The sequence below is a fragment of the Diplocloster agilis genome (genome assembly GCF_019042275.1).
In the GTDB taxonomy this organism is placed as follows: Bacteria; Bacillota; Clostridia; order Lachnospirales; family Lachnospiraceae; genus Diplocloster; species Diplocloster agilis.
The window spans coordinates 196,228-218,770 of the sequence record NZ_JAHQCW010000003.1 but is presented as its reverse complement, the minus strand read 5'-3'; the positions used below and the strand labels follow the sequence as shown (position 1 = coordinate 218,770).

At 44.0% G+C, this 22,543-nt stretch carries 21 protein-coding genes; 12 read left to right on the top strand and 9 right to left on the bottom strand.

What is annotated here, in order from left to right; genetic code table 11:
- Positions 1-37 precede the first annotated feature (37 nt).
- Genes KTH89_RS03445 through gmd form a run of 3 tightly spaced genes read right to left on the bottom strand, consistent with a single transcriptional unit; the run spans position 38 to position 3,776 of the window.
- A complete protein-coding gene (locus KTH89_RS03445) occupies positions 38-1,714 on the bottom strand; it encodes a phospho-sugar mutase (protein WP_238720634.1) in 1,677 nt (558 codons plus the stop codon).
- 47 nt (positions 1,715-1,761) lie between these two features.
- Positions 1,762-2,706 (bottom strand): GDP-L-fucose synthase, encoded by a 945-nt coding sequence (gene fcl / locus KTH89_RS03440; protein ID WP_158343018.1) that lies wholly within the window; start codon positions 2,704-2,706, stop codon positions 1,762-1,764.
- Positions 2,703-3,776 (bottom strand): GDP-mannose 4,6-dehydratase, encoded by a 1,074-nt coding sequence (gmd, locus tag KTH89_RS03435; protein WP_238720633.1) that lies wholly within the window; start codon positions 3,774-3,776, stop codon positions 2,703-2,705. The genes fcl and gmd overlap by 4 nt, the downstream gene beginning before the upstream one ends.
- A 344-nt stretch (positions 3,777-4,120) precedes the next feature.
- Here gmd and KTH89_RS03430 point away from each other — a divergent pair, with 344 nt between their 5' ends.
- The 3 genes from KTH89_RS03430 to KTH89_RS03420 all read left to right on the top strand — a co-directional run bounded on the left by KTH89_RS03430 (position 4,121) and on the right by KTH89_RS03420 (position 6,347).
- A complete protein-coding gene (locus KTH89_RS03430; RefSeq protein WP_238720632.1) occupies positions 4,121-5,008 on the top strand; it encodes a helix-turn-helix transcriptional regulator in 888 nt (295 codons plus the stop codon).
- A gap of 99 nt (positions 5,009-5,107) precedes the next feature.
- On the top strand, positions 5,108-5,671 hold the full coding sequence (ahpC, locus tag KTH89_RS03425; protein WP_158343015.1) for an alkyl hydroperoxide reductase subunit C: 564 nt from the start codon (positions 5,108-5,110) through the stop codon (positions 5,669-5,671).
- 13 nt (positions 5,672-5,684) lie between these two features.
- Positions 5,685-6,347 (top strand): thioredoxin family protein, encoded by a 663-nt coding sequence (locus KTH89_RS03420; RefSeq protein ID WP_238720631.1) that lies wholly within the window; start codon positions 5,685-5,687, stop codon positions 6,345-6,347.
- A gap of 6 nt (positions 6,348-6,353) precedes the next feature.
- Here the strand turns inward: KTH89_RS03420 and KTH89_RS03415 are convergent, their stop codons facing one another.
- The 5 genes from KTH89_RS03415 to glmM form a co-directional block, all read right to left on the bottom strand.
- Positions 6,354-7,793: a TrkH family potassium uptake protein gene (locus tag KTH89_RS03415; RefSeq protein WP_158343013.1), complete on the bottom strand. Its 1,440-nt coding sequence runs from the start codon at positions 7,791-7,793 to the stop codon at positions 6,354-6,356.
- An 11-nt stretch (positions 7,794-7,804) separates the two neighbouring features.
- Positions 7,805-9,163: a Trk system potassium transporter TrkA gene (gene trkA, locus KTH89_RS03410; RefSeq protein ID WP_158343012.1), complete on the bottom strand. Its 1,359-nt coding sequence runs from the start codon at positions 9,161-9,163 to the stop codon at positions 7,805-7,807.
- 246 nt (positions 9,164-9,409) lie between these two features.
- The gene (locus tag KTH89_RS03405; protein ID WP_330656650.1) at positions 9,410-10,000 is read right to left on the bottom strand and encodes an AAA family ATPase; all 591 of its coding nucleotides are present in this window, start codon (positions 9,998-10,000) and stop codon (positions 9,410-9,412) included.
- 22 nt (positions 10,001-10,022) lie between these two features.
- Positions 10,023-10,520 carry a VanZ family protein gene (locus KTH89_RS03400; protein WP_238720630.1) on the bottom strand — a complete coding sequence of 166 codons (498 nt, stop codon included), beginning with the start codon at positions 10,518-10,520 and terminating at the stop codon, positions 10,023-10,025.
- A complete protein-coding gene (glmM, locus tag KTH89_RS03395; RefSeq protein ID WP_238720629.1) occupies positions 10,510-11,862 on the bottom strand; it encodes a phosphoglucosamine mutase in 1,353 nt (450 codons plus the stop codon). Before glmM ends, KTH89_RS03400 begins: the two co-directional genes overlap by 11 nt.
- Before the next feature lie 300 nt (positions 11,863-12,162).
- Between glmM and KTH89_RS03390 the strand changes: the two genes are divergently transcribed.
- Entirely contained in the window at positions 12,163-13,098 is a 936-nt protein-coding gene (locus KTH89_RS03390; RefSeq protein ID WP_238720628.1) for a tyrosine-type recombinase/integrase, read from the top strand.
- A 14-nt stretch (positions 13,099-13,112) separates the two neighbouring features.
- Here the strand turns inward: KTH89_RS03390 and KTH89_RS03385 are convergent, their stop codons facing one another.
- Positions 13,113-13,673 (bottom strand): VanZ family protein, encoded by a 561-nt coding sequence (locus KTH89_RS03385; protein ID WP_238720627.1) that lies wholly within the window; start codon positions 13,671-13,673, stop codon positions 13,113-13,115.
- A 273-nt stretch (positions 13,674-13,946) separates the two neighbouring features.
- On the opposite strand from KTH89_RS03385, the gene KTH89_RS03380 reads away from it, so the two are divergent.
- From KTH89_RS03380 to KTH89_RS25175, 8 genes are read left to right on the top strand one after another with little or no spacing between them, the layout of a single operon-like run.
- The gene (locus KTH89_RS03380; protein ID WP_330656649.1) at positions 13,947-14,828 is read left to right on the top strand and encodes a WecB/TagA/CpsF family glycosyltransferase; all 882 of its coding nucleotides are present in this window, start codon (positions 13,947-13,949) and stop codon (positions 14,826-14,828) included.
- Between the two features lie 12 nt (positions 14,829-14,840).
- Positions 14,841-16,025, top strand: a complete 1,185-nt coding sequence (locus KTH89_RS03375; RefSeq protein WP_238720626.1) for a glycosyltransferase family 4 protein — start codon at positions 14,841-14,843, stop codon at positions 16,023-16,025.
- Between the two features lie 58 nt (positions 16,026-16,083).
- A complete protein-coding gene (locus KTH89_RS03370; RefSeq protein ID WP_238720625.1) occupies positions 16,084-17,001 on the top strand; it encodes a protein kinase family protein in 918 nt (305 codons plus the stop codon).
- 26 nt (positions 17,002-17,027) lie between these two features.
- A complete protein-coding gene (locus tag KTH89_RS03365; RefSeq protein WP_238720624.1) occupies positions 17,028-18,341 on the top strand; it encodes a nucleoside/nucleotide kinase family protein in 1,314 nt (437 codons plus the stop codon).
- On the top strand, positions 18,335-19,588 hold the full coding sequence (locus KTH89_RS03360) for a glycosyltransferase family 4 protein (RefSeq protein ID WP_238720623.1): 1,254 nt from the start codon (positions 18,335-18,337) through the stop codon (positions 19,586-19,588). Before KTH89_RS03365 ends, KTH89_RS03360 begins: the two co-directional genes overlap by 7 nt.
- A 1-nt stretch (position 19,589) precedes the next feature.
- Entirely contained in the window at positions 19,590-20,492 is a 903-nt protein-coding gene (locus KTH89_RS03355) for an alpha-1,2-fucosyltransferase (RefSeq protein ID WP_238720622.1), read from the top strand.
- Between the two features lie 60 nt (positions 20,493-20,552).
- On the top strand, positions 20,553-21,347 hold the full coding sequence (locus KTH89_RS03350; RefSeq protein ID WP_238720621.1) for a glycosyltransferase family 2 protein: 795 nt from the start codon (positions 20,553-20,555) through the stop codon (positions 21,345-21,347).
- A gap of 2 nt (positions 21,348-21,349) precedes the next feature.
- The gene (locus KTH89_RS25175; RefSeq protein ID WP_408639954.1) at positions 21,350-22,543 is read left to right on the top strand and encodes an O-antigen ligase family protein; all 1,194 of its coding nucleotides are present in this window, start codon (positions 21,350-21,352) and stop codon (positions 22,541-22,543) included.

The window sequence follows — 22,543 nt, the reverse complement described above, 5'->3', positions numbered from 1 at the left end:
CTTTCCTTTCTGTCCTGGATACTCTTTTACATTTATGTTACAGCTCTAACAATTCCCGTACCTGCCGCTGTATGGTCCCAAGACTTTTTTCCGCTTCGTCCCGGCCGCTGCCGCAGATGGAATAATAAAATTTTATTTTAGGTTCCGTTCCGGAAGGTCTGGCGGCCATCCAGGAACCATCGGGCCAGAAAAATTTTAAAACATCGGATTTGGGCAGTCCTTCTGTTTCCTGCAGATAATCTGTCATTTTAGTGGTACCCGGTATGGCGCGCACCCCTTCTTTTCTAAGCTTATCCATGCTGTTTTGGATCTGTTCCACCCCTTTGGCGCCTTCTAACGTATAGGAGGACAGGGCGTCCAGATAATATCCATATTTCTTATATAACAGCTCTAATTCATCAATCAGGGTTCTGCCTTTTGCTTTGCCGGCGGCGGCCATCTCACTGATCATCAGGGCGGAAACCACCGCGTCCTTGTCCCTGGCATGGGTCCCCGCCAGGTAACCATAACTCTCCTCATAGCCAATGACAAACTTTTTCTCTCCCGTGCGCTCATATTCCGAGATCTTGTCTCCGATATACTTGAATCCGGTCAGCGTATTGACTACCTGGAGGCCATAGTCCGCAGCAATGCGGGCTCCCAGATCATTGGTTACGATGGTTTTGACCAGGGTGCTGCGTGACGACAGGGAAGAGGCTTTCTTTTCACAGACCCAGGCTACCAGAAGCGCGCCGATCTGGTTTCCCGTGAGCAGGCGGTATTCTCCCTGATGAAGCACCCCCACTCCGACTCTGTCGCAGTCAGGATCGGTTCCAAGCACCAGATCCGCCTTTTCCCGCTTAGCCTGTTCGAGAGCCAGATCCAGCGCGTCCCTCTCCTCCGGATTCGGAGAGCGTACGGTAGAAAAATCACCATCCGGTTCTTCCTGTGCAGCAACCACAGAAACCTGTGTAAAGCCCGCTTTTTTTAAAACTTTTCGGACAGGCCGGTTTCCGGTTCCGTGGAGCGGGGTGTAAACGATCCGCAGGGAAGCCTTCGCTTCTTTGTCTTTTAGCCCGGATTGTTTTAACACAGCCTCCAGGAAGGCTTCTAATATCTCTTCACCCGCCAGTTCGATCTGTCCTTCCTGCAGCGCCGTCCGGTAATCAGCAACCGGGATTTTCTGCAAATCCCGCACCTCTTCCACAAATCGGATCACATATTCCGCTTTGTCCGGAACCAGCTGGCAGCCTTTTTCGTCATAGACTTTGTAACCGTTGTATTCCTTCGGATTATGGCTGGCGGTGATTACGATCCCCATTTGGCTGTTCAGATAGGGGACAGCGAAGGACAATACCGGAGTCGGCATCAGGGTGTTAAACAGCGTCACATGGATTCCGCAGGCAGCCAGCACGCCGGCCGCTTCCGCCGCGAACTCCTCGGAATGGTTTCTGGAATCGTAGGCGATCACGGCACGAAGCGGCGTCTTAGAGCCTGCATAGCGGGCTTTTAACGCGTTCGCCGCGCCGCAGGTGGCTTTGCGGACCGTATAGCGGTTCATCCGGTTTGTTCCCGCTCCCATTTTTCCGCGCAGGCCGCCGGTTCCAAAGGCCAGGTCCTTATAAAAACGGTCCTGTATCTCCTCCTCCGTCAAGTTTTTCAGTTCTGTTTTCGTATAATCGTCAATGTAGGGGGCTTGCAGCCACTCTTCATATATTTTTTTGTAATCTCTCATTTTCCGTTACCTTTTCTATTCGCTATGAGCACTTAGCGGCAGTCTTTTTACCGCTCCGCCCTGACCTCACTATTTTTAAAATCTTCATAGGCCAGACGGATTCCTTCTTCCAGTTCGGTCTGATAGGTCCAGCCAAGAGCGGTCAGCTTGCTGACATCCAGAAGCTTTCTGGGCGTTCCGTCGGGCTTTGACGGATCATACGTGATCTTTCCTTTATATCCTACCACATCTTTCACCAGTTCGGCCAGCTGTGCAATCGTCACTTCTTTTCCGGTTCCCAGGTTGACCGTTTCATTGCCTGAATACGCATTCATCAGGTAAACGCAGGCATCGGCCAGATCATCCACGTACAGGAATTCCCGCAGCGGTTTTCCGCTTCCCCAGATCACCACTTCTTCCTTTCCTTCCTCCCTGGCTTCATGGAAACGCCGGATCAGGGCCGGGAGCACATGCGAGTGCTCCGGGTGGTAATTATCATTGGGACCGTACAGATTGGTGGGCATAACGGAAATATAATCCGTACCGCACTGCCGGTTTAAGTATTCGCAATATTTTAATCCGGATATTTTCGCCAGCGCGTATGCTTCATTGGTCTGCTCCAGGGAACTGGTCAGCAGGCAGCTTTCGGGCATAGGCTGAGGCGCAAGCCTGGGATAGATGCAGGAGCTTCCCAGAAACATCAGTTTTTTTACTCTATTTTCATAGGCGCTGTGGATCACATTCATTTCCATGATCATATTGTCGTACATGAAGTCGGCGGGATAACTCTGATTTGCCATAATGCCGCCCACCTTGGCCGCAGCCAGAAATACATAGTCCGGCTTTTCCTCCACAAAGAAACGCTCTACCTCGTCCTGCCGTCTCAGATCCAGCTCTTTTGAGGTTCTTAAGACCAGGTTTTGATATCCCTGGCCCTGCAGCCTGCGTACGATCGCAGAACCCACCATACCATGGTGCCCGGCCACATAGATTTTGCTGTTCTTATCCATCATTGTTCACCGGCCTCTCTGAATTCCTTCGCGCTCATTCCGGCAATGGTTTTCATATCCTCATCCACCATCATCGACACCAGCTTCGGGAAGCTGACCTGGCGCTGCCACCCGAGCTCTGTCTCCGCTTTGGTGCAGTCTCCCCAGAGGAATTCCACCTCGGCCGGCCGGAAGAACCGGGGATCCACATCCACCAGAAGCCTGCCGGTCTTCTTATCAAATCCCTTTTCTTCAACACCGCTTCCCACCCATTCGATATCGATGCCAACCTCCGCGAAGGACAGTTCCACAAATTCCCTTACGGTATGGGTTTCATTGGTCGCCAGCACATAATCCCCCGGCTTCTCCTGCTGTAGGATTCTCCACATTCCTTCCACATAGTCGCCGGCGTATCCCCAGTCCCGTTTGGCGTCCATATTGCCCAGCGATAATTTTTCCTGTTTTCCGGCCATGATCGAGGCCACGGCCAGGGTGATCTTCCGGGTCACGAAGTTCTCTCCCCTTCTTGGTGATTCGTGATTGAACAAAATTCCATTGCAGGCAAACAGGTCATAGGACTCCCGGTAGTTGACCGTAATCCAGTAGGAATATAACTTCGCCGCTCCATAAGGGCTCTTCGGATAAAAGGGGGTCTTCTCGCTCTGGGGCGCCGTCTCCGGCAGGCCGCCGAACAGTTCTGAGGTGGACGCCTGGTAAAATTTGCATTTCAGGTCGCTTTCCTTTATCGCATCCAGGATTCGGAGCGTACCGATTCCGGTAACCTCCGCGGTGTATTCCGGCACTTCGAAGGATACGGCCACATGGGACTGGGCCGCCAGATTATAAATCTCAGTGGGCCGGATTTTTTCCAGCAGACGGTTCAGACTGCTGGTGTCGGTCAGATCCCCGTAATGAAGGAAAAAAGTTTTGCCGTTTATTTCAGGATCATCGATCAGGTGGTCGATCCGCTCCGTACTGATACTGCTGTGTCTTCTGATGATTCCATGCACCTCGTATCCTTTTTCCAGCAGCAGTTCCGCCAGATAGGATCCATCCTGTCCCGTAATTCCCGTGATTAACGCTGTGTTTTTCATTGATTGAAATCCTCCTTGATTGCAAAATCATTCTAATTTTTCTTTTTAGCAAAATAATATTCTTATCTTGCGATATCATTTTCTTGCCTTTTACTTTTCTTTGTGAGTATATAGTAGTATAATATAAATGTATACGTGAAAAATTGACTTATATAGGTAAAATATTGCTTTCGCTATTGATTAGGCAATATTTTACCATTTAGGCAAGATACTACCGTTGCGCTTATTCCGGTCAGGCGTTGTTTTCATAAACCGGCGGTCATCTGCTCTGCGCCGGAATGCGGCCCTTTGGAAATTTTTAACTTGCAAATCTTTCATGAATGAAGATAGAAATGAGGAATACCATGAGCACAGACGAAAAAATACCTGTTCGAAAAACGATGTTTGACTCCTACGCGACTTCCGATATTATCAAGTCGCATCGGGTTTTGAACACGCCCAGTGAATTCGCCCGCGAAAATCTCTTCTACGTCCAGGAGGTGGGGTATCTGAAAAGTTTGAAAAGCCACACCAGCCGCAGGGAGCATCTGAATTCTTATCTTTTTTTCACCGTTCTGTCCGGCAGCGGCCAGTTCACTTACTGCGGGCGGCAGCACACGCTGCACGCCAACGACTGTATTTTCATAGACTGCAACCGGCCTTATTCCCATTGCAGCAGCGAGGCCGATCCCTGGGAACTGATGTGGGTACATTTTAACGGCAGACAGGCTTCCTGTTACTATGGCTTTTATGAGAGCATCCTGCCCCACGCCGTGTTTCACACGGAACTGCAGACAGATTTTATCACTACTTTACAGACGGTTATCCAGCTTCAGAAAATCAATGATCTGCGCTCGGAATTCCTGATTTCGAAACTGCTGACGGATCTTCTGACCCTTTGCATTACCCGCAATGACAGCGCCAGCAGTCAGGAAAGTACAGAAAAACTGGAACAGGTCCGGGATTATCTGGATGTACATTTTGCGGAAAAAATATCTCTGGATTCCCTGGCGGAAGAATTTTATATCAGTAAGTTTTATCTTGCCCGGGAGTTTAAGAAATATTATGGTGTCACCATCGGCGATTATCTCCGCACCAGAAGAGTGACCCACGCGAAAGAACTGCTTCGTTTTACGGACAAGCCCATCGATGAGATCGCGGGACTTTGCGGAATACCCGACAGCAACTATTTTTCTAAAATGTTCCGGAAATCCGAAGGTTATTCGGCGTCCGAGTATCGGAAGAAATGGTAAAATACAAAGCGTGCGGCCCAGCTGCGCGGCAACGTATGAAAATCACAAAGACCGCAGATACTATGCGCAAAATATTTCATTTTGAATGGAGGAATTACCATGTCTTTAATAGGCAGAACTATTTGTGATTTTCAGCTGCAGGCTTATCATGAAGGAAAATTTATAGAAGTAAAAAAAGAAGATTTACTGGGAAAATGGAATGTCCTGTTTTTCTATCCGGCAGATTTCACCTTTGTGTGTCCCACCGAGCTGGAGGATCTGGCCGATCATTACAGCAAATTCAGAGAGCTGAACTGCGAGATTTATTCTATCTCCACGGATTCCCACTTCGTGCACAAGGCCTGGCACGACGCTTCGAAGACGATTCAGAAAATCCAGTATCCTATGTTAGCCGATCCCACCGGAATACTGACCAGAGACCTGGACGTGTATATTGAAGAAAGCGGTATGGCGGAGCGCGGCACTTTTCTGATCAATCCGGAAGGCGATGTCGTCCTGTATGAGATCAACGCCGGCGGAATCGGACGGAATGCGGAAGAACTGATCCGGAAAATTTATGCTGCTCAGTTCGTGGCGGAACACGGGGACCAGGTGTGCCCGGCCAAATGGCATCCCGGCGCAAAGACCTTAAAGCCCGGCCTAGATCTGGTCGGCACGATCTGACCGGACGGAACTTATGAAGAAAAATTCCAACTATCCGGAAGGTTTTGTAGACGAAGAAATGCGAAGATCCCTGCTTGGGATCTTTGCCAAGCTGCGCAGGCCGGTGACCCTGGCGGCCTTTTTGGAAGAAAACGGTCCCCTTTCCAAGGAGATCCGGCAGCTGTTTTTTGATCTTGAAGGGCTGTCCGGCAAAATTTCCCTGCGTTTGCTCAACAAAGACGAAGAGCCTGCTTTAGAAAAGCAGGCCTTTGTGTCGTACTATCCCTGTATCGCCCTTTTTAACCACACCGGAGAATTCACCGGTATCAAATTCCGCGGGATGCCGGGCGGGCACCAATTCAATTCCCTTATCATCGCGCTTTATAATACCGCAGGCCCCGGCCAGCCGCTCGATGAACCTCTGTTACACCGAATCCGCAAAATAGCGGGTCCGGTGAATATAGAAATCGCGGTTACTCTATCCTGCGCCTTCTGCCCGGACGTGGTGATGGCCTGTCAGCGCATTGCGCTTGAGAACCCTTCTATCACGGCGGAAATGATTGACATTCATCATTTCCCTGATATAAAAAACAAATACCGGGTCATGAGCGTTCCCTGTCTCATCCTCAACGGCAGCCGGACGCTCTTCGGCAGCAGAAGTATGGAAGAAATCGTCGAATTGCTGGAACAGGTGTAGATTTCCCTAATTCTTCCTCCAGGTCGCCGGTTTGAATAGGATTAAAAGCGGAAACAGTTCCAGCCGGCCGGCCAGCATATCAAAGATCAGGACCAGCTTGGAGAACCCGGAAAACATCCCAAAATTCTGGGACGGGCCAACCATCTCCAGGCCGGGTCCGATATTGTTCAGGGTTGCGGCCACCGCTGTGAAATTGGATGTCAGGTTAAACTCATCCACACTGATCAGCAATACGGAAAAAGAAAACACCATAACATAGGCGATCAAAAACACATTGACCGACCGGACCACTTCGTGTTCCACGCTTCGCCCGTTGATCTGTATTTTTTTAATATTTCTGGAATGGATTAAAGTATTCAGCTCTTTTTTTACCGTTTTCAGCAGAATTACAAACCGCGACACCTTAATACCACCGCCGGTACTGCCCGCACAGGCTCCGACGAACATCAGCATAACCAGAATCGTCTTGGACATTTGCGGCCACAGGTCAAAATCCACGGTGGAAAATCCGGTGGTCGTGATAATGGAGGCCACCTGGAACGACGCGTGCCGAAAAGAGCTCTCCCAGTCCGGGAACAGCTTATGAATATCCAAGGTCACGATCAGGACCGCCACCAGGATGATGCCCAGGTAATATTTTATTTCTTCGAATTTAAACGCCTGTGCAAACTTGCGGATCAGCAGAAGAAAGTACACATTAAAATTGATCCCGAACAGTATCATAAATACGGTTACGACATATTGGAGGTAGGGAGAATAGGAGGAAAAGCTGTCATTTTTCACACCAAAGCCTCCGGTACCGGCGGTCCCGAAGGTACTGCAAAGAGCTTCAAACAGCGGCATTTTCCCCGCCAGCAGGAATAAAACCTCGACAATCGTAATCACAATATATATTCCGTAAAGAATCATTGCCGTAGAACGCACCTTGGGCACAAACTTGCCGACGGAAGGGCCGGGACTTTCCGCCCGCATCAGATGGATGTCATTTCCACCGCCGAAGGGCAGCACCGCCAGTACAAAGACCAGCACTCCCATGCCGCCGATCCAGTGTGTAAAGCTTCTCCAAAACAGAATACAGCGGGACATGGATTCCACATCCGACAGGATGCTGGCCCCGGTCGTCGTAAAGCCGGATACGGTTTCAAACAGCGCGTCTATCACGCCTTTGATTTCCCCGCTGATCAGAAAAGGCAGGGCGCCGAGTATACTCATCATAATCCAGCACAAGGCCACCGTCACGAAACCTTCCCTTGTATAAAAAATCTTATTCGAAGGTTTCTTAGCCGTCATAATCTGCCCCAGCAGCAGACACAGGAGCATGACCACCAAAAAGGCGTATCCGCTCTTTTCCCGATAGATCACCGCTACCAGACAGGGAAGGGTCATAAAAACAGCCTCTATTTTCAGAACCATTCCCAGAATATAGCTTATCATTTTATAATTCATAGCGAACCTCTTCAGTGTTTTAATATGTCCTTTAAATCATTCAGCCCGGTGTTGGTGGTGACCACGATCACCGTATCCCCCACTTCGATTGTGTCCTGCCCTTTCGGGATGATGACCCGTTGATCCCGGTTGATACAGCAGATCAGCAAGTTCTCTTTCAGATCCAATTTTTCTAACGGTATCCCCACTACCGGGGAGTTCTCATGCACACAGAATTCCAGCGCCTCCGCCCGGTTTTCGATGATCCGGTACAGGGTTTCCACGTTACTGCCGATGGAATTCTGCATGGCGCGCACATACTGGATAATATAGCTGGCCGTAATGTATTTCGGATAAATAATACTGTCGATATCCAGCTGGTCGATTATCTGATCAAAGGAAATCCGGTTCACCTTCGTGATCAATTTGGCTTTGGACTGGCTCTTGGCGTACAAAGCCAGCAATATATTCTCTTCATCCAGATTCGTAAGCGCTACAAACGCATCCGCCTGGCGGATTCCCTCTTCTAACAGAATACTCTGATCCGTTCCGTCCCCGTATATGATCGTTGCCTTTGGCAGCAGCTCGCTTAACTCTTCGCAGCGGCCCCTGTCCATCTCTATGATTTTCACGGATATCCCCATAGCTTCCAGCTGCTTCGACAGGTAATAGGATATTTTCCCGCCGCCTACGATCAGCGCATTCTTAATCCGGTTATTGGCGATCCCGATCCTGTGAAAGAAATCGGCGGACTGCCTCGGCGGCGCCACGATGGACACGATATCGCCTTCCCGGAGGATAAAATTACCCGACGGGATCATCACATCTTCCCCTCTTTCCACCGCGCAGATTAATATATCACAGCGGAATTTCCCTCTGATATCGGTGATCCGCATCTGATCCAGATGGTACTCCGGATAAATTTTGAACTTTAACAGCTCCACCTTCCCCTTGGCGAACGTGTCGATCCGTATGGCTGACGGGAACTTTAAAATACGGGCGATCTCCATGGACGCCGCGAATTCGGGGTTGATCACCATAGACAGCCCCAGTTCTTCCTGTATGTAACGCACTTCCTTATTATAAACCGGGTTGCGCACCCGGGCGATGGTCTGGCAGTTCCCGGCTTTCTTAGCGAACAGGCAGCACAGCAGGTTCAATTCATCCGATCCTGTCACAGCGATCAGCAGATCCGCCGTTTCCACTCCGGCTTCCATCTGGGTACTGTAGCTGGCGCCATTTCCCGTCACTCCCATCACGTCAAAGGTATTGGCAATCCGCTGCAGCTTATCCCCGTCCATATCAATCAGGGTAATGTTATGCCCTTCCCGGCTGAGCTGTTCTACCAGCGTCACCCCTACTTTTCCACCGCCTACGATGATAATTTCCATGATATCCTCCTGTCAGATGTATACCCGTTACGCTAAAATGATGCGGAATAAATTCCCACATCAGAGGTGTTCTACATCTTTTATCCAATTGCTTATTACTATTATAGCTCCGCTTTCTCATTATGTATAGACATAACTGACAGAGTATTTGACATTTTATGATAATTGTTACGCTATTATTGAAGGCAGGCCATTATGGACGGGCCAATACGGCGCTGTTCCATATAGTCCTGCCTTTTCGCGCCGCTATTCTTCTTCCAGTATAGTGACGATTCTTTCCATGGATTCCTCAAACTCTTCCTCTGACGAGTTATAAAACAAGAGCAGATCATCCTTCACCGTGGGATTATCCAGTTCCACCGGTATGTCAAAATCCACGCCGGCGATATATTCATCCCAGTGTTCCAGCTTCCAGGTGTCCCGGTCGGAATTCCGTTTGATCATCCGCTGATGGCATACCTCAGGATCCGTCACCACCCATACGATGACTAGCTTCGCATTGCGCTTCGCAAGCTTGCGCCCGAACTCATCGATGTATTCTTTATCCCGGATTTCTTTTGTAAAGGGGGCATTGATGAGAACGATATCATCGTAAGCCAGCGCTTCCAGCCCGATATTAATAATAGCCTCATATTCATAATCCCGGATATTTTTCTCGAAAAAATCGGAGCTCCTGTTTTTCTCTTCATTCGCCACCGCAAATATCTGATTCGACAGTACGATCAGAGTGTCTTTGTCTAAATATACAACATGTTTTAAATTCTCAGCCAGTTTTTTGGAAATAAACGTTTTTCCGCAGGCCGGGGGCGAGGTTACGAGGATCATTTTCTTCATCATAAGGCATTCGCTTCCTTTCTCTTTATGGTGCTGTCCTATTCACTCTATCCTCAATATTTCCATGTTTCTTCCGAATATAGCTCAAAATGCCGATTCCCACCAAAATTCCAACCAGGGCTCCCGCGCTGTCGATCAGCACATCCTGAAAACGTCCGCTGCGCCCCGGGATAAACCGCTGATGCAGTTCGTCCGTACAGGCATACAAAAAACACGCAAGCTCTCCCCGCCAGGCCAGCGGCCAAACCGGCCGCCAATATTGGGAGAACGGCAGCAAAAAAGCAAGGGCCAGAACCGCATACTCCGTCATATGCGCTCCCTTTCGCACTGCAAACTGAAGCCTTTCAAACAGCGCTTCCCGCTTTTGGGGAGGCATTGGACGGTCCCCTTCCACCAGTTTTAATATCCGTTCTACAATCACCCCGCTGGTGGAGCCGGACTCCTCCCCGTCCGCAGCCGAAAATGAAAAAATAAGAATCATAACCAGGGCCGCCGGAACCCATCGCAGAAACCTATTGCGCACAATATCCCTTCTCTCTGATGTGCTGTGCCACCAGCTCCACATAATGCCTGCATGCTTCCTGGGTTTTCGCTTCTACCATGACACGGATCACAGGTTCTGTCCCGCTCTCCCTGACCAGAATCCGCCCCGTGTCTCCCAATTCTTCTTCCACCGACCGGATCAGTTCCCGGATATCGGAGTCCTTATTCACATCCTCCTTATTTCTGACCCGGATGTTCTGCTGTTCCTGGGGATAAATCGTCACCGGACTGATTAATTTGCTGAGCGGCATCTTTTTCTCCAGTATGACTTCCATAATCTTAAGCGCCGTGAGTATCCCGTCTCCCGTCGCCGCATAGCGGCTGAATATCACATGCCCGGTCTGCTCCCCGCCGATGCAGTAATCATTTTTTGCCATACTTTCATAGACGTATTTATCTCCCACCTGGGTTTTCACAAATTCGATACCCGCTTCCTCAAACGCTTTATAAAGCCCCAGATTCGATACAATGGTGGTAGCCACCGTATTATTTTCCAGCATACCGTTTTCCTTCATATAAACCGCGCAGACATAGAGGATCAGATCCCCGTCCACCACATTTCCCTGATCATCCACAGCGATACAGCGGTCTGCGTCTCCGTCAAAGGCAAAACCGGCGTCCAATTGGTTCTTTATCACGAATTCCTGCAGCTCTTCGATATGGGTGGATCCGCATTTTTCGTTAATGTTGATGCCATCCGGCTCCGCATGGATTACATAGGTCTTAGCGCCCAGGGCTTCAAATACGCTTCTTGCTATCATCCAGGCGCTTCCGTTGGCGCAGTCCAGACCGATCCGCATGTTCCGGTAGGATCTGGTGGCGAGGGAGATCAGATATCCGATATACCGGTTCCGCCCGATGACATAGTCTACCGTACGGCCGATCCCGGCGCCGACGGCGTAGGGCAGCTCCGCCGGTTCCCCGTCCAGATAGGCTTCGATCTTTTGTATCGTTTCCTCTTCCATCTTTTCACCCTGGCTGTTTAAAAGTTTGATGCCATTATCAAAGTAGGGATTGTGGCTGGCGGATATCATGATCCCGCAGTCAAAATCTTCCGTGCGGGCCACATAGGAAATGCTGGGGGTTGTGGTTACGTGAAGCAGATATGCGTCGGTGCCTGAGGCGGTAAGACCCGCAACCAGTGAATATTCAAACATATAGCTGGAGCGCCGGGTGTCTTTTCCAATCACTACTTTACATGGTTTTTCCGACTGCCGGGAGTAATACCAGCCCAGGTAGCGGCCTACTTTGTAGGCATGTTCTACGGTCAGGGACACATTCGCTTCTCCACGGAAGCCGTCGGTGCCAAAATATTTTCCCATAGGGGTCCTCCTTTTATGCTGCTTTCTTTTTAGATACGATCGGATGGAACCTAAATTGAACGCGATGCTTTTCTTTTATAATTTTTGCCCTATTATATCATTTGAGGGAGCAAATTACTATGTTTTTGCGATAATGTCACCTAATGTCACCATCATGTATGCCTTCTAACTGCGGCGGGCTATCGTATTCGACATTTTTCGACATTCTCTTATTGCTTTTATATCTATATATTACTATACTTTTATTTATGTGATCCATTGACATTATAAAACTGCGACAAAAGACAAGGAGGTTATAAAATGAATTTTCATTATCAATCCCAACAGGATTACCTGGAAAGATTTCTGACGCACCTTACCGTGGTCCGGAATCTGTCAGAAGCCACTTTAAAAGCTTACCGCTGTGATTTAAATGGTTTATTTGCATGGCTTGCGAGGGAAAATGCTCCGGTATTGGATCAACAAACCCTGCTGCAGTATTTTGAGATGCTGCAGCAGGAGCGAAACCTGAAAGCAAAATCTTTACATAGAAAATTTATATCGATCCGGCAATACTGTGAATTCCTGAATCAGGAGAATATCTCCTGCGAGACCTTTTTCCGTTTTAATTCCAGGAAGTTCATTCTGCCAAAGGCTCTGCCAAAAACGCTCTCCATGCGGGAGGTCCGCGATCTGATCGAGGCGACGCAGGATGAATATGAGGCGTTGGAAAGTGAATATCATAAAAAAATCTGTCTGCGGGATTCGGTCATTTTAGAACTGCTCTTCTGCCTGGGCTTAAGGATCGGAGAAATCAGCCAGATGAATGTGGATGATTATAACCGGGAGGAGGAAACCCTTCTGATTCACGGCAAGGGGCGCAAGGAGCGGATGCTCTTCCTCTCCTCTCCTGCCGTGGCCAAGAAACTGATGGGCTGGCTGAAATTCCGGGACTGTTTCCGTCCCAGCTGCAACGCCCTGTTTGTGAATAAATACGGGGACCGCTTGTCTATCTACAGCGTGGAGAACATATTCGAGAAATATAAGAGAAAGTCCATGATTAATCCGATGGCCACTCCGCATTATCTGCGGCATTCCTTCGCCACCCAGCTTCTGAACAACGGGGCGACGATCCGGGATGTCCAGGAGCTGCTGGGACATAACAGTATCGTGAGCACTCAGATTTATACGGAGGTGTCTTATGCCAGGAAGAAGGAGGTGATGATGCGGTATAATGAACGGAATTTTTTGTTTTAGTTTTCGTTTATCGTTTAGGGATGTCTCTGCTTACCGGACGGCCGTATATGACGACAGATGGCGGAAATGATAAAATAAAGAAACCATCCCACGCATGTTCCTAATGTATTCGTAATCAAATCATCCAGCTGAAAGAAACCTCTGTGTGTCAGCAGCTGGGCGGTTTCTATGAACAGGCTGGCCGCCAGGCCTGTCAGGGTGCACCAAAACAGATTCCGGCAGCGGCGAAGGAGCAGCGGAAGGAGAAGCCCCCAGGGGACAAATAACAGGATGTTCTCGATGACGTAGGAATAAGCTCTGGGCGTGGCGGATATGGTTCCGAATACCGTCAGGTTGACTGCGTCTCTGGACCCGGCTTCTCTGGAGAAAAGGGTCAGGTATAGGACTACAATAACATAAATCGTGTATAGGATACTCTTTAGGATGGGTATCCTGTTTTTTTGCGCTTTTTTCCGGCGGGCGTTGAGAAAAAGGAGGAATATGGCGACCAGAAGGCCGATCAGGAGGCCTTGGGGGAAGTATCGGAAGGCGTTCAGAACGTCTTTGATTACCAGGGTTAGGGTGTCTGTGAGCAAGGGGGGGGTTCCTTTCTGAGGGGGGTATTTGTTTTGTTATTTTGTATTTGGTATTTGAAATGCTCTTTTTGGGTTATTTGATTGGTTATTGGGTATTTTAGCATTTCTGGGGAGCTAGGGCAACGGGGGAAGGCTTATTATTTTCTTATTTTTTGGGGGGATTTCTTAAGATTTTTGGGGGGTTATGAGTTTCAAATAATAGCAATTATTTGGGAGGTCATGCTATCAGCATGTACTTTTTGCATTTTTATACTGGTATAAAACGAGATCATTTTGTGCAATGCCAAATACGTTCAGTCGAAATATATTTTGTTACCGGAAGTGCGCGATTTATCCGGAGAAAGCTTAAATTTTACTATGTATATAGATAATAAAACCTTTCTTAGACAAGTAAATAAGTTGGAGATACCTGTCTGCAATATTATGGGAGTAAATATTGCCGCTATTAATATGGAATGGTTAATGAATTATTTAGACAAACATATTAAACCGGAGCAATGCCATGATTTGTCCGGCGACTATATCTGTATCTCCAATGTACATACTACCGTAACCTCATTTGAGGATGAGGAGTATTGCGCCGTACAAAATGGCGGCTTGATGGCTATACCGGATGGAGGTCCGCTGAGTACTGTCGGGCATATGCGGGGATATAAAAATATGAGCCGCACAACAGGGCCTGATCTTATGGGGCAAATATTTAAAATATCTGCTCAAAAAGGCTACCGGCATTTTTTCTATGGTTCAACAGCTAATACTTTAAAGAAATTAGCGGACAAGTTATTGGAGAGTTACCCCGGTATAACTATAGCGGGTATGTATAGTCCTCCCTTTCGCCCTTTAACGAATGAAGAAGACCGATTCATTATTAACAAAATCAATTCATTAGAGGTCGATTTTATTTGGATCGGTCTTGGGGCTCCTAAGCAGGAAGTGTTTATGGCGGAACATCAGGGAAAGATTACCGGGCTCATGATCGGAGTGGGAGCTGGCTTTGATTATTATGCCGGCAACATCATGCGGGCGCCGCAATGGATGCAAAAAATGAATCTGGAATGGCTATACCGGCTGATCCAGGATCCGTTCCGGCTATTTTACAGGTATTTCCACTCTAATAAAAAGTTTATCTGGGAAGCTATTGTAAAGGGTAAATAAGGAAATTACATTATGGAAACTAAGTTGAGAATTCTTATTGTACATAATTATTATCAGATTCCCGGGGGGGAAGATATTGTAGTTAAAAATGAAAAGAAACTGCTGGAAAATCATGGGCATATGGTATGGTTGTACACCAGAGATAATTCTGAAATAGATAGTGCAAAAAGCTTAAAGAAACTATGTCTTCCATTCTCTATGATATTTAATTTTAGAACTTATAAAGAGGTCAAATACATTATCCAGGAACAGAATATCGATATCCTGCATGTCCATAATACGATGAATCTAATCAGCCCTTCTGTCTATTATGCCGCTTTTCGTTGTCATGTGCCAGTCGTACAGACCATGCATAATTTCCGCCTTTTATGTCCCGGAGCTACGTTTTACCGTGATGGGCATATATGTGAAGAATGTGTGGAACATGGCCTGGGATGCGCGATTAAATATGGCTGTTATAGAGAAAGCAGACTTCAGACATTTATTTGTGTATTAACGACCAAATTACACCGTATTTTCGGAACTTATAGAAAAATCAATTTTATATGTCTGACCGATTTTAATAAGGATAAACTATTGCTGCTAAACCAGCCTGGAAAGAAAAAAATAATTGATCCGGATAAAGTTTTTATTAAACCGAACTTTACATTTGCCAATACCGGTCAGTTCTTAAGAGGGGATTACTATCTCTTTGTTGGTAGAATTGAAAAGATCAAAGGACTTGATCTTCTTATAGAAGCATTTTCACAGCTTCCGGATCGGAATCTGTTAATAGTAGGTACCGGAACCGAATTCGAAAAATATCGGCTGCTGGCAAGAAGACTCAACGCAAGCAATATAAAATTTACAGGTTTTCTCGAACATGGAGAAATAGACAATGCTTATAACAGGGCCTGCGCCGTTATTGTACCTTCCCAGTGGTATGAAACTTTTGGCATGATTATTGCAGAGGCGTTTGCCAGTCATGTACCGGTAATTGCTGGTGGCATCGGTAATATTGGTGGTTTAATTGAAAATGGTAAAAATGGACTCACCTTCACATATAATTCATGCCAAGCGTTAATAAATGCCATTGAGCATTTTGAAAAACTGGATAGGGATTCTTACGGGGAAGCTGCCTACCGCACATACCAAAATCAATTTTCTCCGGAAAGTAATTACGAACAATTGTTAAATATATATGATCAGTTGATATAAATTCTTAGAAGAGGCCATGCTACCATAAGAATGGACTGTTCTTAGTAAGGAGCTTGATTTGAAAGATTCAGTAATAATAAAACAGGCAGTAGAAATAGAACCTGTTGCTAAAAAGGATGCCACCCACCTGGCTCTGTGTGATAAAAACAGAATTCGATATCTTATCGCGGTTAACGATGGAAAAAAAAGATTAAGCAATAATATTTCAACCTATTCAAAAAAGCTTAGATTATTAATGTGGTATCTCGAATATCTCCCCTTATCCGCACTAGCGTTATATAAGCTCGGCTATTTTGTAAAGGCTAGCTTACATCCAGCAATTAAGGATATATTTTATAAAACTGACTCTTCAGCTTGGAACATGATTGCGGGTACCTACAATGAAAAACAAAAATTAGTATTTCAATGCTTTAGTTCTAATCAAACATCAGCCACATATATCAAGGCGGGAAATGAATATACAAACGAAGAAATGATAAACGAAATCAATTATTTAAATGAAACTCGTAAATATTTGAAATTCGACATCCCAAAGTTAATTGATAGCAGGACATTATCAGACCCGTTTCCTTTCAATATTCTGGTAACAAAAGAAATTACAGGCGATAAAGTTAAACCTTTTATGACAGATGAGATTTATGGAATCTATAAGGAAATAGCAGGTACGCCGTTAAAATCAGACGATATCGAATACGAATTCTCACATGGTGATTTTGCGCCATGGAATATTAAAAAGGATAAAGGACAATATGTAGTATTTGACTGGGAACACTGTGGCATTCGGTTTAGAGGATATGATCTGATACATTATACCTATATGATTGAAAGAAAATTACATCACAAATCGGCCAATGAAGCTATTCATAATGCGATAAAAAAGAGTACCGAGTTTGATCCGTGGCTTAGAAACCAAAATTCACAAAAACTTACGGAGTTATTTTTTAATACGATGTACGAGGTGTTAGGGTCCATATAGATGATACCTGTTAGATGGAGAAAAAAATGAATTCAAAAGATGTTTTCCACCATATTGTAAATACTTTTTGCTCTATGGATATAAAATTTGTAATACTGCACTCATATCAACAATTGCCCGAAAAGATCGATTCAGATATCGATATTGCCATCAAAATAGACCGAATTGATACAGCGATTCACTTGTTAGATTCATTGCTGCAGGGTACCGGATGGCGCATTATACAATTTTGGAGGCATGAGTATTATGCAGCGGATTGTGTTATATCAAATGATGATGAATTTTTGCAAGTGGATTTTTGTATTCACTATGAACGAAACGGCCGAATTTTAATTCCAATCGATGAATTAATTACCGGCCGAAAAAAGTATAACAATTTTTATATACCCTCAAGCATTATCGAATTTTCTTATATTTTAATTAAGAAAATCTTGAAGAAAGGATTTTCAGAGAGAAGCAAGTTACAACTGAATTCTTTATGGCTTGAGATGACTCTCCATGAAAAGGAACTGGTAAAACGTTCTATGCAGAGATTCTTAAGTGTAGAGTCTATGGAATCTATTCTGAAAGCCATAGATCAGAAAAATTATAACAAACTGTCTATGGAGCTTTTACGGAACGAACTGCTGCATAAGTCATGGAATCTAAAATCAAATGTTCATTATGTTTTTTTCGATTTATTAAGAAAGATAGAACGTATCATTCATCCTACAGGTATGTTCCTGGTTTTGATGGGAGTTGACGGCGCCGGTAAGACTACCATTGCCAATGAACTCATTCCTAAATATCAGCCTGCCTTCCGACGTGTAAGGCATTATCATTCACGGGTGAGAGTACTAAACGATCTCTCACGGATCGGCAAAGGGAATACTCCCATTGATGTCAGTAAGCCACACGGCAAAACCTTTAAAGCTGGTAAACTACTGTCTTTCTTGAAATTTGGATATTATTTCATGGATTATATGATTGGTAATCTTATCATTACGAAAGCTAAAATACAAAGTTCACTGGTTCTTGTGGAAAGGTACTATTACGATTATTACATTGACAAATTAAGATATAATATCAATCTGCCGACCGGATTCCTTAAATTTTTTAGCCGTTTTATGAAAAAGCCGGATCTCATTTTTATACTTACCGGTGATAGCCAAATACTTTTTGACCGAAAGCATGAAATTAAGATAGAAGAAATCGATGAACAAAAGAAAAAGTTAGAAGAGCTGTTCCATGATAATGACAGAGCTTTATTTATTGATACGACAGTAAATAGTATGAGCGATTGTGTGAACCAGATGCTTGCAGCATGCAATGAAACGATGAGAGGAAGAAGAAGATGGTAATGCCTGATAAAAGACTTAGAATATTGCTTTCGGCATACGCCTGTGAACCGAATAAGGGATCGGAACCAGGGGTAGGCTGGAATTGGGCACTCCATTTGTGTGAAAAATATGAGGTATTCGTCCTTACCAGGTCAAACAATAAGACTACTATTGAAAATTATTTAACCAATCACCCTGTTCGTCATCTACACTTTTATTATTATGACTGTTCCAAAAGCACACTCAAACTAAAGCAGTTACCCTACGGGGTATTTATCTATTATAAAAAATGGCAGAAAGATATACCGGCTGTCGCCCGCAAAATTGTACTTGAAGAAAAAATAGATATTATACATCATATTACGTTTAACGAATTCCGGACACCCGGCAAATTATATAAACTAAATGTCCCCTTTGTTTGGGGACCTGTCGGAGGCGGGCAGTTTTACTCCCCTGTTTTTAAAGAAGCTTATTTCAACAAAAGAAATATTGGAAAGGAAGAACTAAGAAATATTATTAATTTTCTTTACATAAACTTCTCCCACGATATACACAATGCTATAAAAAGTGCGGCGGCAATATTAATTGCTGATCCGTCTACAGAAAAAATAATGCCTTCATCCAGAAATTACATAAGATTGTTAGAGACGGCATATAACCCGGAAAGAAACCATATTAAGAATTATAATTTATCGGAGGCAGACGCTATAAAACTTCTTTGGGTTGGAGGTATATGGCCCCGCAAGGGCCTGAAGCTGCTTCTTGATGCACTTGGACAGTCCGATTTCAGAGATTTTGATCTGGAAATTATCGGTGATGGGGAGGACCGCCGGGCCTGTGAGAAGCTTGTAAAAATATATGGAATGGAAGAAAAAATTCATTTTATAGGTGCTTTAACTTATCAGGATGTCAATGATCACTATGATCATGCGGATGTTTTCATTTTTACCAGCCTGCGGGATACTTCCGGCAATGTAATATTGGAAGCTATGTCCCATGGACTACCGGTTATCACTCTGAAACATCATGGAGCGGGTGAGATTGTTAGCGATGCCACAGGGACTCGTATTGAGATAAGCGATTACCAAACGATGAAGAAAGATATGATGAATGCTGTTTTAACATATTATAACAACAGAAATCTGATTGAGATGCAAGGAAGATCGGCCAGGAACCGTATCGAAACATTATATTCTTGGAAACATACGGTTGACGCAATATCTCAGGTTTATGAACGAATTATGACTGATTTTGGAAAGGATGCATAAGATGCTGATCGCTAATTTGAAAAATCAGCTTGGTAATCAAATGATGCAGTATGCCGCTGTAAAATCAATTGCGGAGGATAAAAATTTCGCGTTCCAATATTACAGGCAGCCGATGGAGGAACAGTATATAAATGACAGGGATTCAAAATATGGAAATGATATTACTACCCTGTTCCTCTTACCCAAGAAGGAATTTCTCCAAAGCATCCCTGCAGATATGGAAGTTTATGACGAGAACAAATACCGCATCGGTAATAGAGAAAAATTTTATTTTGATGAAGCATTCGCCATACATGACAATGTAGTTATGGATGGATTATTTGAATCTTTTAGATATTTCAGTCATAAGCGCAAGGATGTCATAAAATGGTTTAAGTTTCAAACGGATACTATAAATGAAGCCCAAAAAAAATTAGATTTGATACATAAGAATTATTTTGGCCGTCCTGTCGTCTCCGTACACTTTAGGGTGGGTAAAGATTATACGTCACATGGATTAGCGTTACAATCCTCCTATTGGATTAACGCAGCCCGCACAGCGCAAAAGGATTTTAAAAATCCTATATTTCTTTGCTTTTATGATACGAGAACGAAAGCCGTGGCTAAGTTTATGGAAAAATATGAATCGGTAGACGTACGCGGTAGTTTGATTGAGGATATGTGTCTGATCTCAATGTGTGATGCCCATATCGTCTGTAACAGTACCTTTTCAACGATGTCATCCTTTATCGATCCAAAATCCGGGACTACTTATTGCCCCATACGATATCCCAGTTATTTATGTTTCCGCAATAATGAGGATTGTTATTTAACCGAATGGATTAAAATCAAAGGAGGACGCAGAAGTCTCAAGTCCGATTTTTTTACGGCTATTCACTTTATAAGGAATGTTATCCGGCATTAATTTCAGGAATAATTATCCGGTCTGCACAACTATGTTCTTACAATAAAGGAGCATTTAAAAATGCCAAAGCTATCTATTATTACACCTGTTTATAATTGTGATAAATATATAGAAGATTGTATTTTATCAATTAAGCAACAAACGAATACGAATTTCGAGCATATTATCGTTGATGGCGGTTCCACCGATTCCACGCGGGAGATTATTTTGAAATATGCCGGTACTTATAATATGCGGTGGATTTCGGAACCGGACAATGGAATGTATGATGCCATATGTAAAGGATTTGCTATGGCTACCGGCGATATATTTGCATGGCTGAACGCAGATGATATGTACCGCCCCTACACTGTCCATATGGTTTTAAATCTTATGTCAAATCAAGATATACACTGGCTTACCGGTTTTCCTGTCATATACACGGAAAATGGAGTAATGTATTCTGCAAGCACCATTTTGCCTATACCGTTTCGCATTTTCATGAAGATGGGATATCCTGGCAAAGGCGGCTGCGGATTACAGCAGGAATCTACTTTTTGGAAAAGATCGTTATGGGAAACCGCAAACGGCCCGGATATAAAAAAATATAAATATGCCGGAGATTTTTTATTGTGGAAAAGGTTTGCTCATTACAGTGATATCTACATTACGGATATTGTTCTGTCAGGCTTTCGGAAACATTTCGGGCAAAAATCAGAGGATAAAGTAAGTTACAACAGGGAACGAGGGAAATGGAACGTTTTTCATATATTCCTGAAAATATTTCATATCCCGGAGCTCTGTTCTAATTTATATGCATTGTTCGGTGGAAAACGCTTAATCAGATCGAAAAATATATCATACACAGGGGAATAGGAATGATAATTTCAAAAAAGAAAATTAAATATTTATTTTTATTTTTCCCGGTCATAAATATTTATTTATATAATGAACCATTGATACAGGGCACAAGAGTTTTATATTTAACTTTGGTATTTACATATCTTTTATTAAGTATAGGAGTCCCCCTTATAAAAGGGAAAAAAAAGCTTACTTTAACTTCCTGGATCGTGCTTTTATTTATAATTGTTCAAAGTATCTCTACCTATAGGAACGGTGGAAGTCTGATATCTTACTGGGGCTCGTGTTTAGTCGTGGTAGTTTCTATATTTATAATAGAGCAATGTCCAAAAGAAGAATTTTACTATATGTTGGATGCCATTTGTACTCTTTGTTTCATTTATCTGTCTATAAACGTAATTACTATAATAGTGAATTCGCAGGGATTTCATACCATTACAAATGGATTTGGGTGGTCGGATCATATTTATTTTCTGGGGCAGACCTATAGTTACTATTTGCTTATTTTACTAGCTTATTTTTTAGCTTATTTAATGGCTAAAATATATCGGAAAAGATTATATTTAAGACTGGCTAATGTATTACTAGTCCTATATATTTTCTGTGGGATGTTTATGTTTGGTGACCGGGATATGACTTCAGTTGTTGTACTCCTGTCCCTGCTTATCTTTTATTATCTTGACCGGTTTTCTCTCCTACATAAATTAAAAATGAATCCTTATATTGTTATGGCAATAAGCATTGTGACTTATTTTTCTGTCATCGTAACAAATTTTTTGTTAAATAGCTCTTTTGTAGCTTTTTTTATTGAGAAAATCCTTCATAAAACTATAACCTTTTCCGGTCGGACTTACATTTGGAATATTACAATAAGAAATATACTAAAAGCGCCCATTTGGGGATATGGAGTAGGCAGGATCGTTACAAAATATACTAATGGAGTTCTAGTCAGTGAACACAATCAAATATTACATATATTAATTGAGGGTGGGATCATTTCACTCTGTGTATTTCTATTTTTATTAGTGACATATTGCCATAATCTCATTAAAATAAATGATCAGAAACTTAATAATATTTCAACTGTACTATTCACTTTATTTTTGGTCACCTTTTTATTTTATTCTTACGGAATGGCAAGCTGTTGGTCTTTTTATTTTTTTCTGGTTTTATGCGCACACTTGAAAAATTTCAAATCATCACAGGATTAG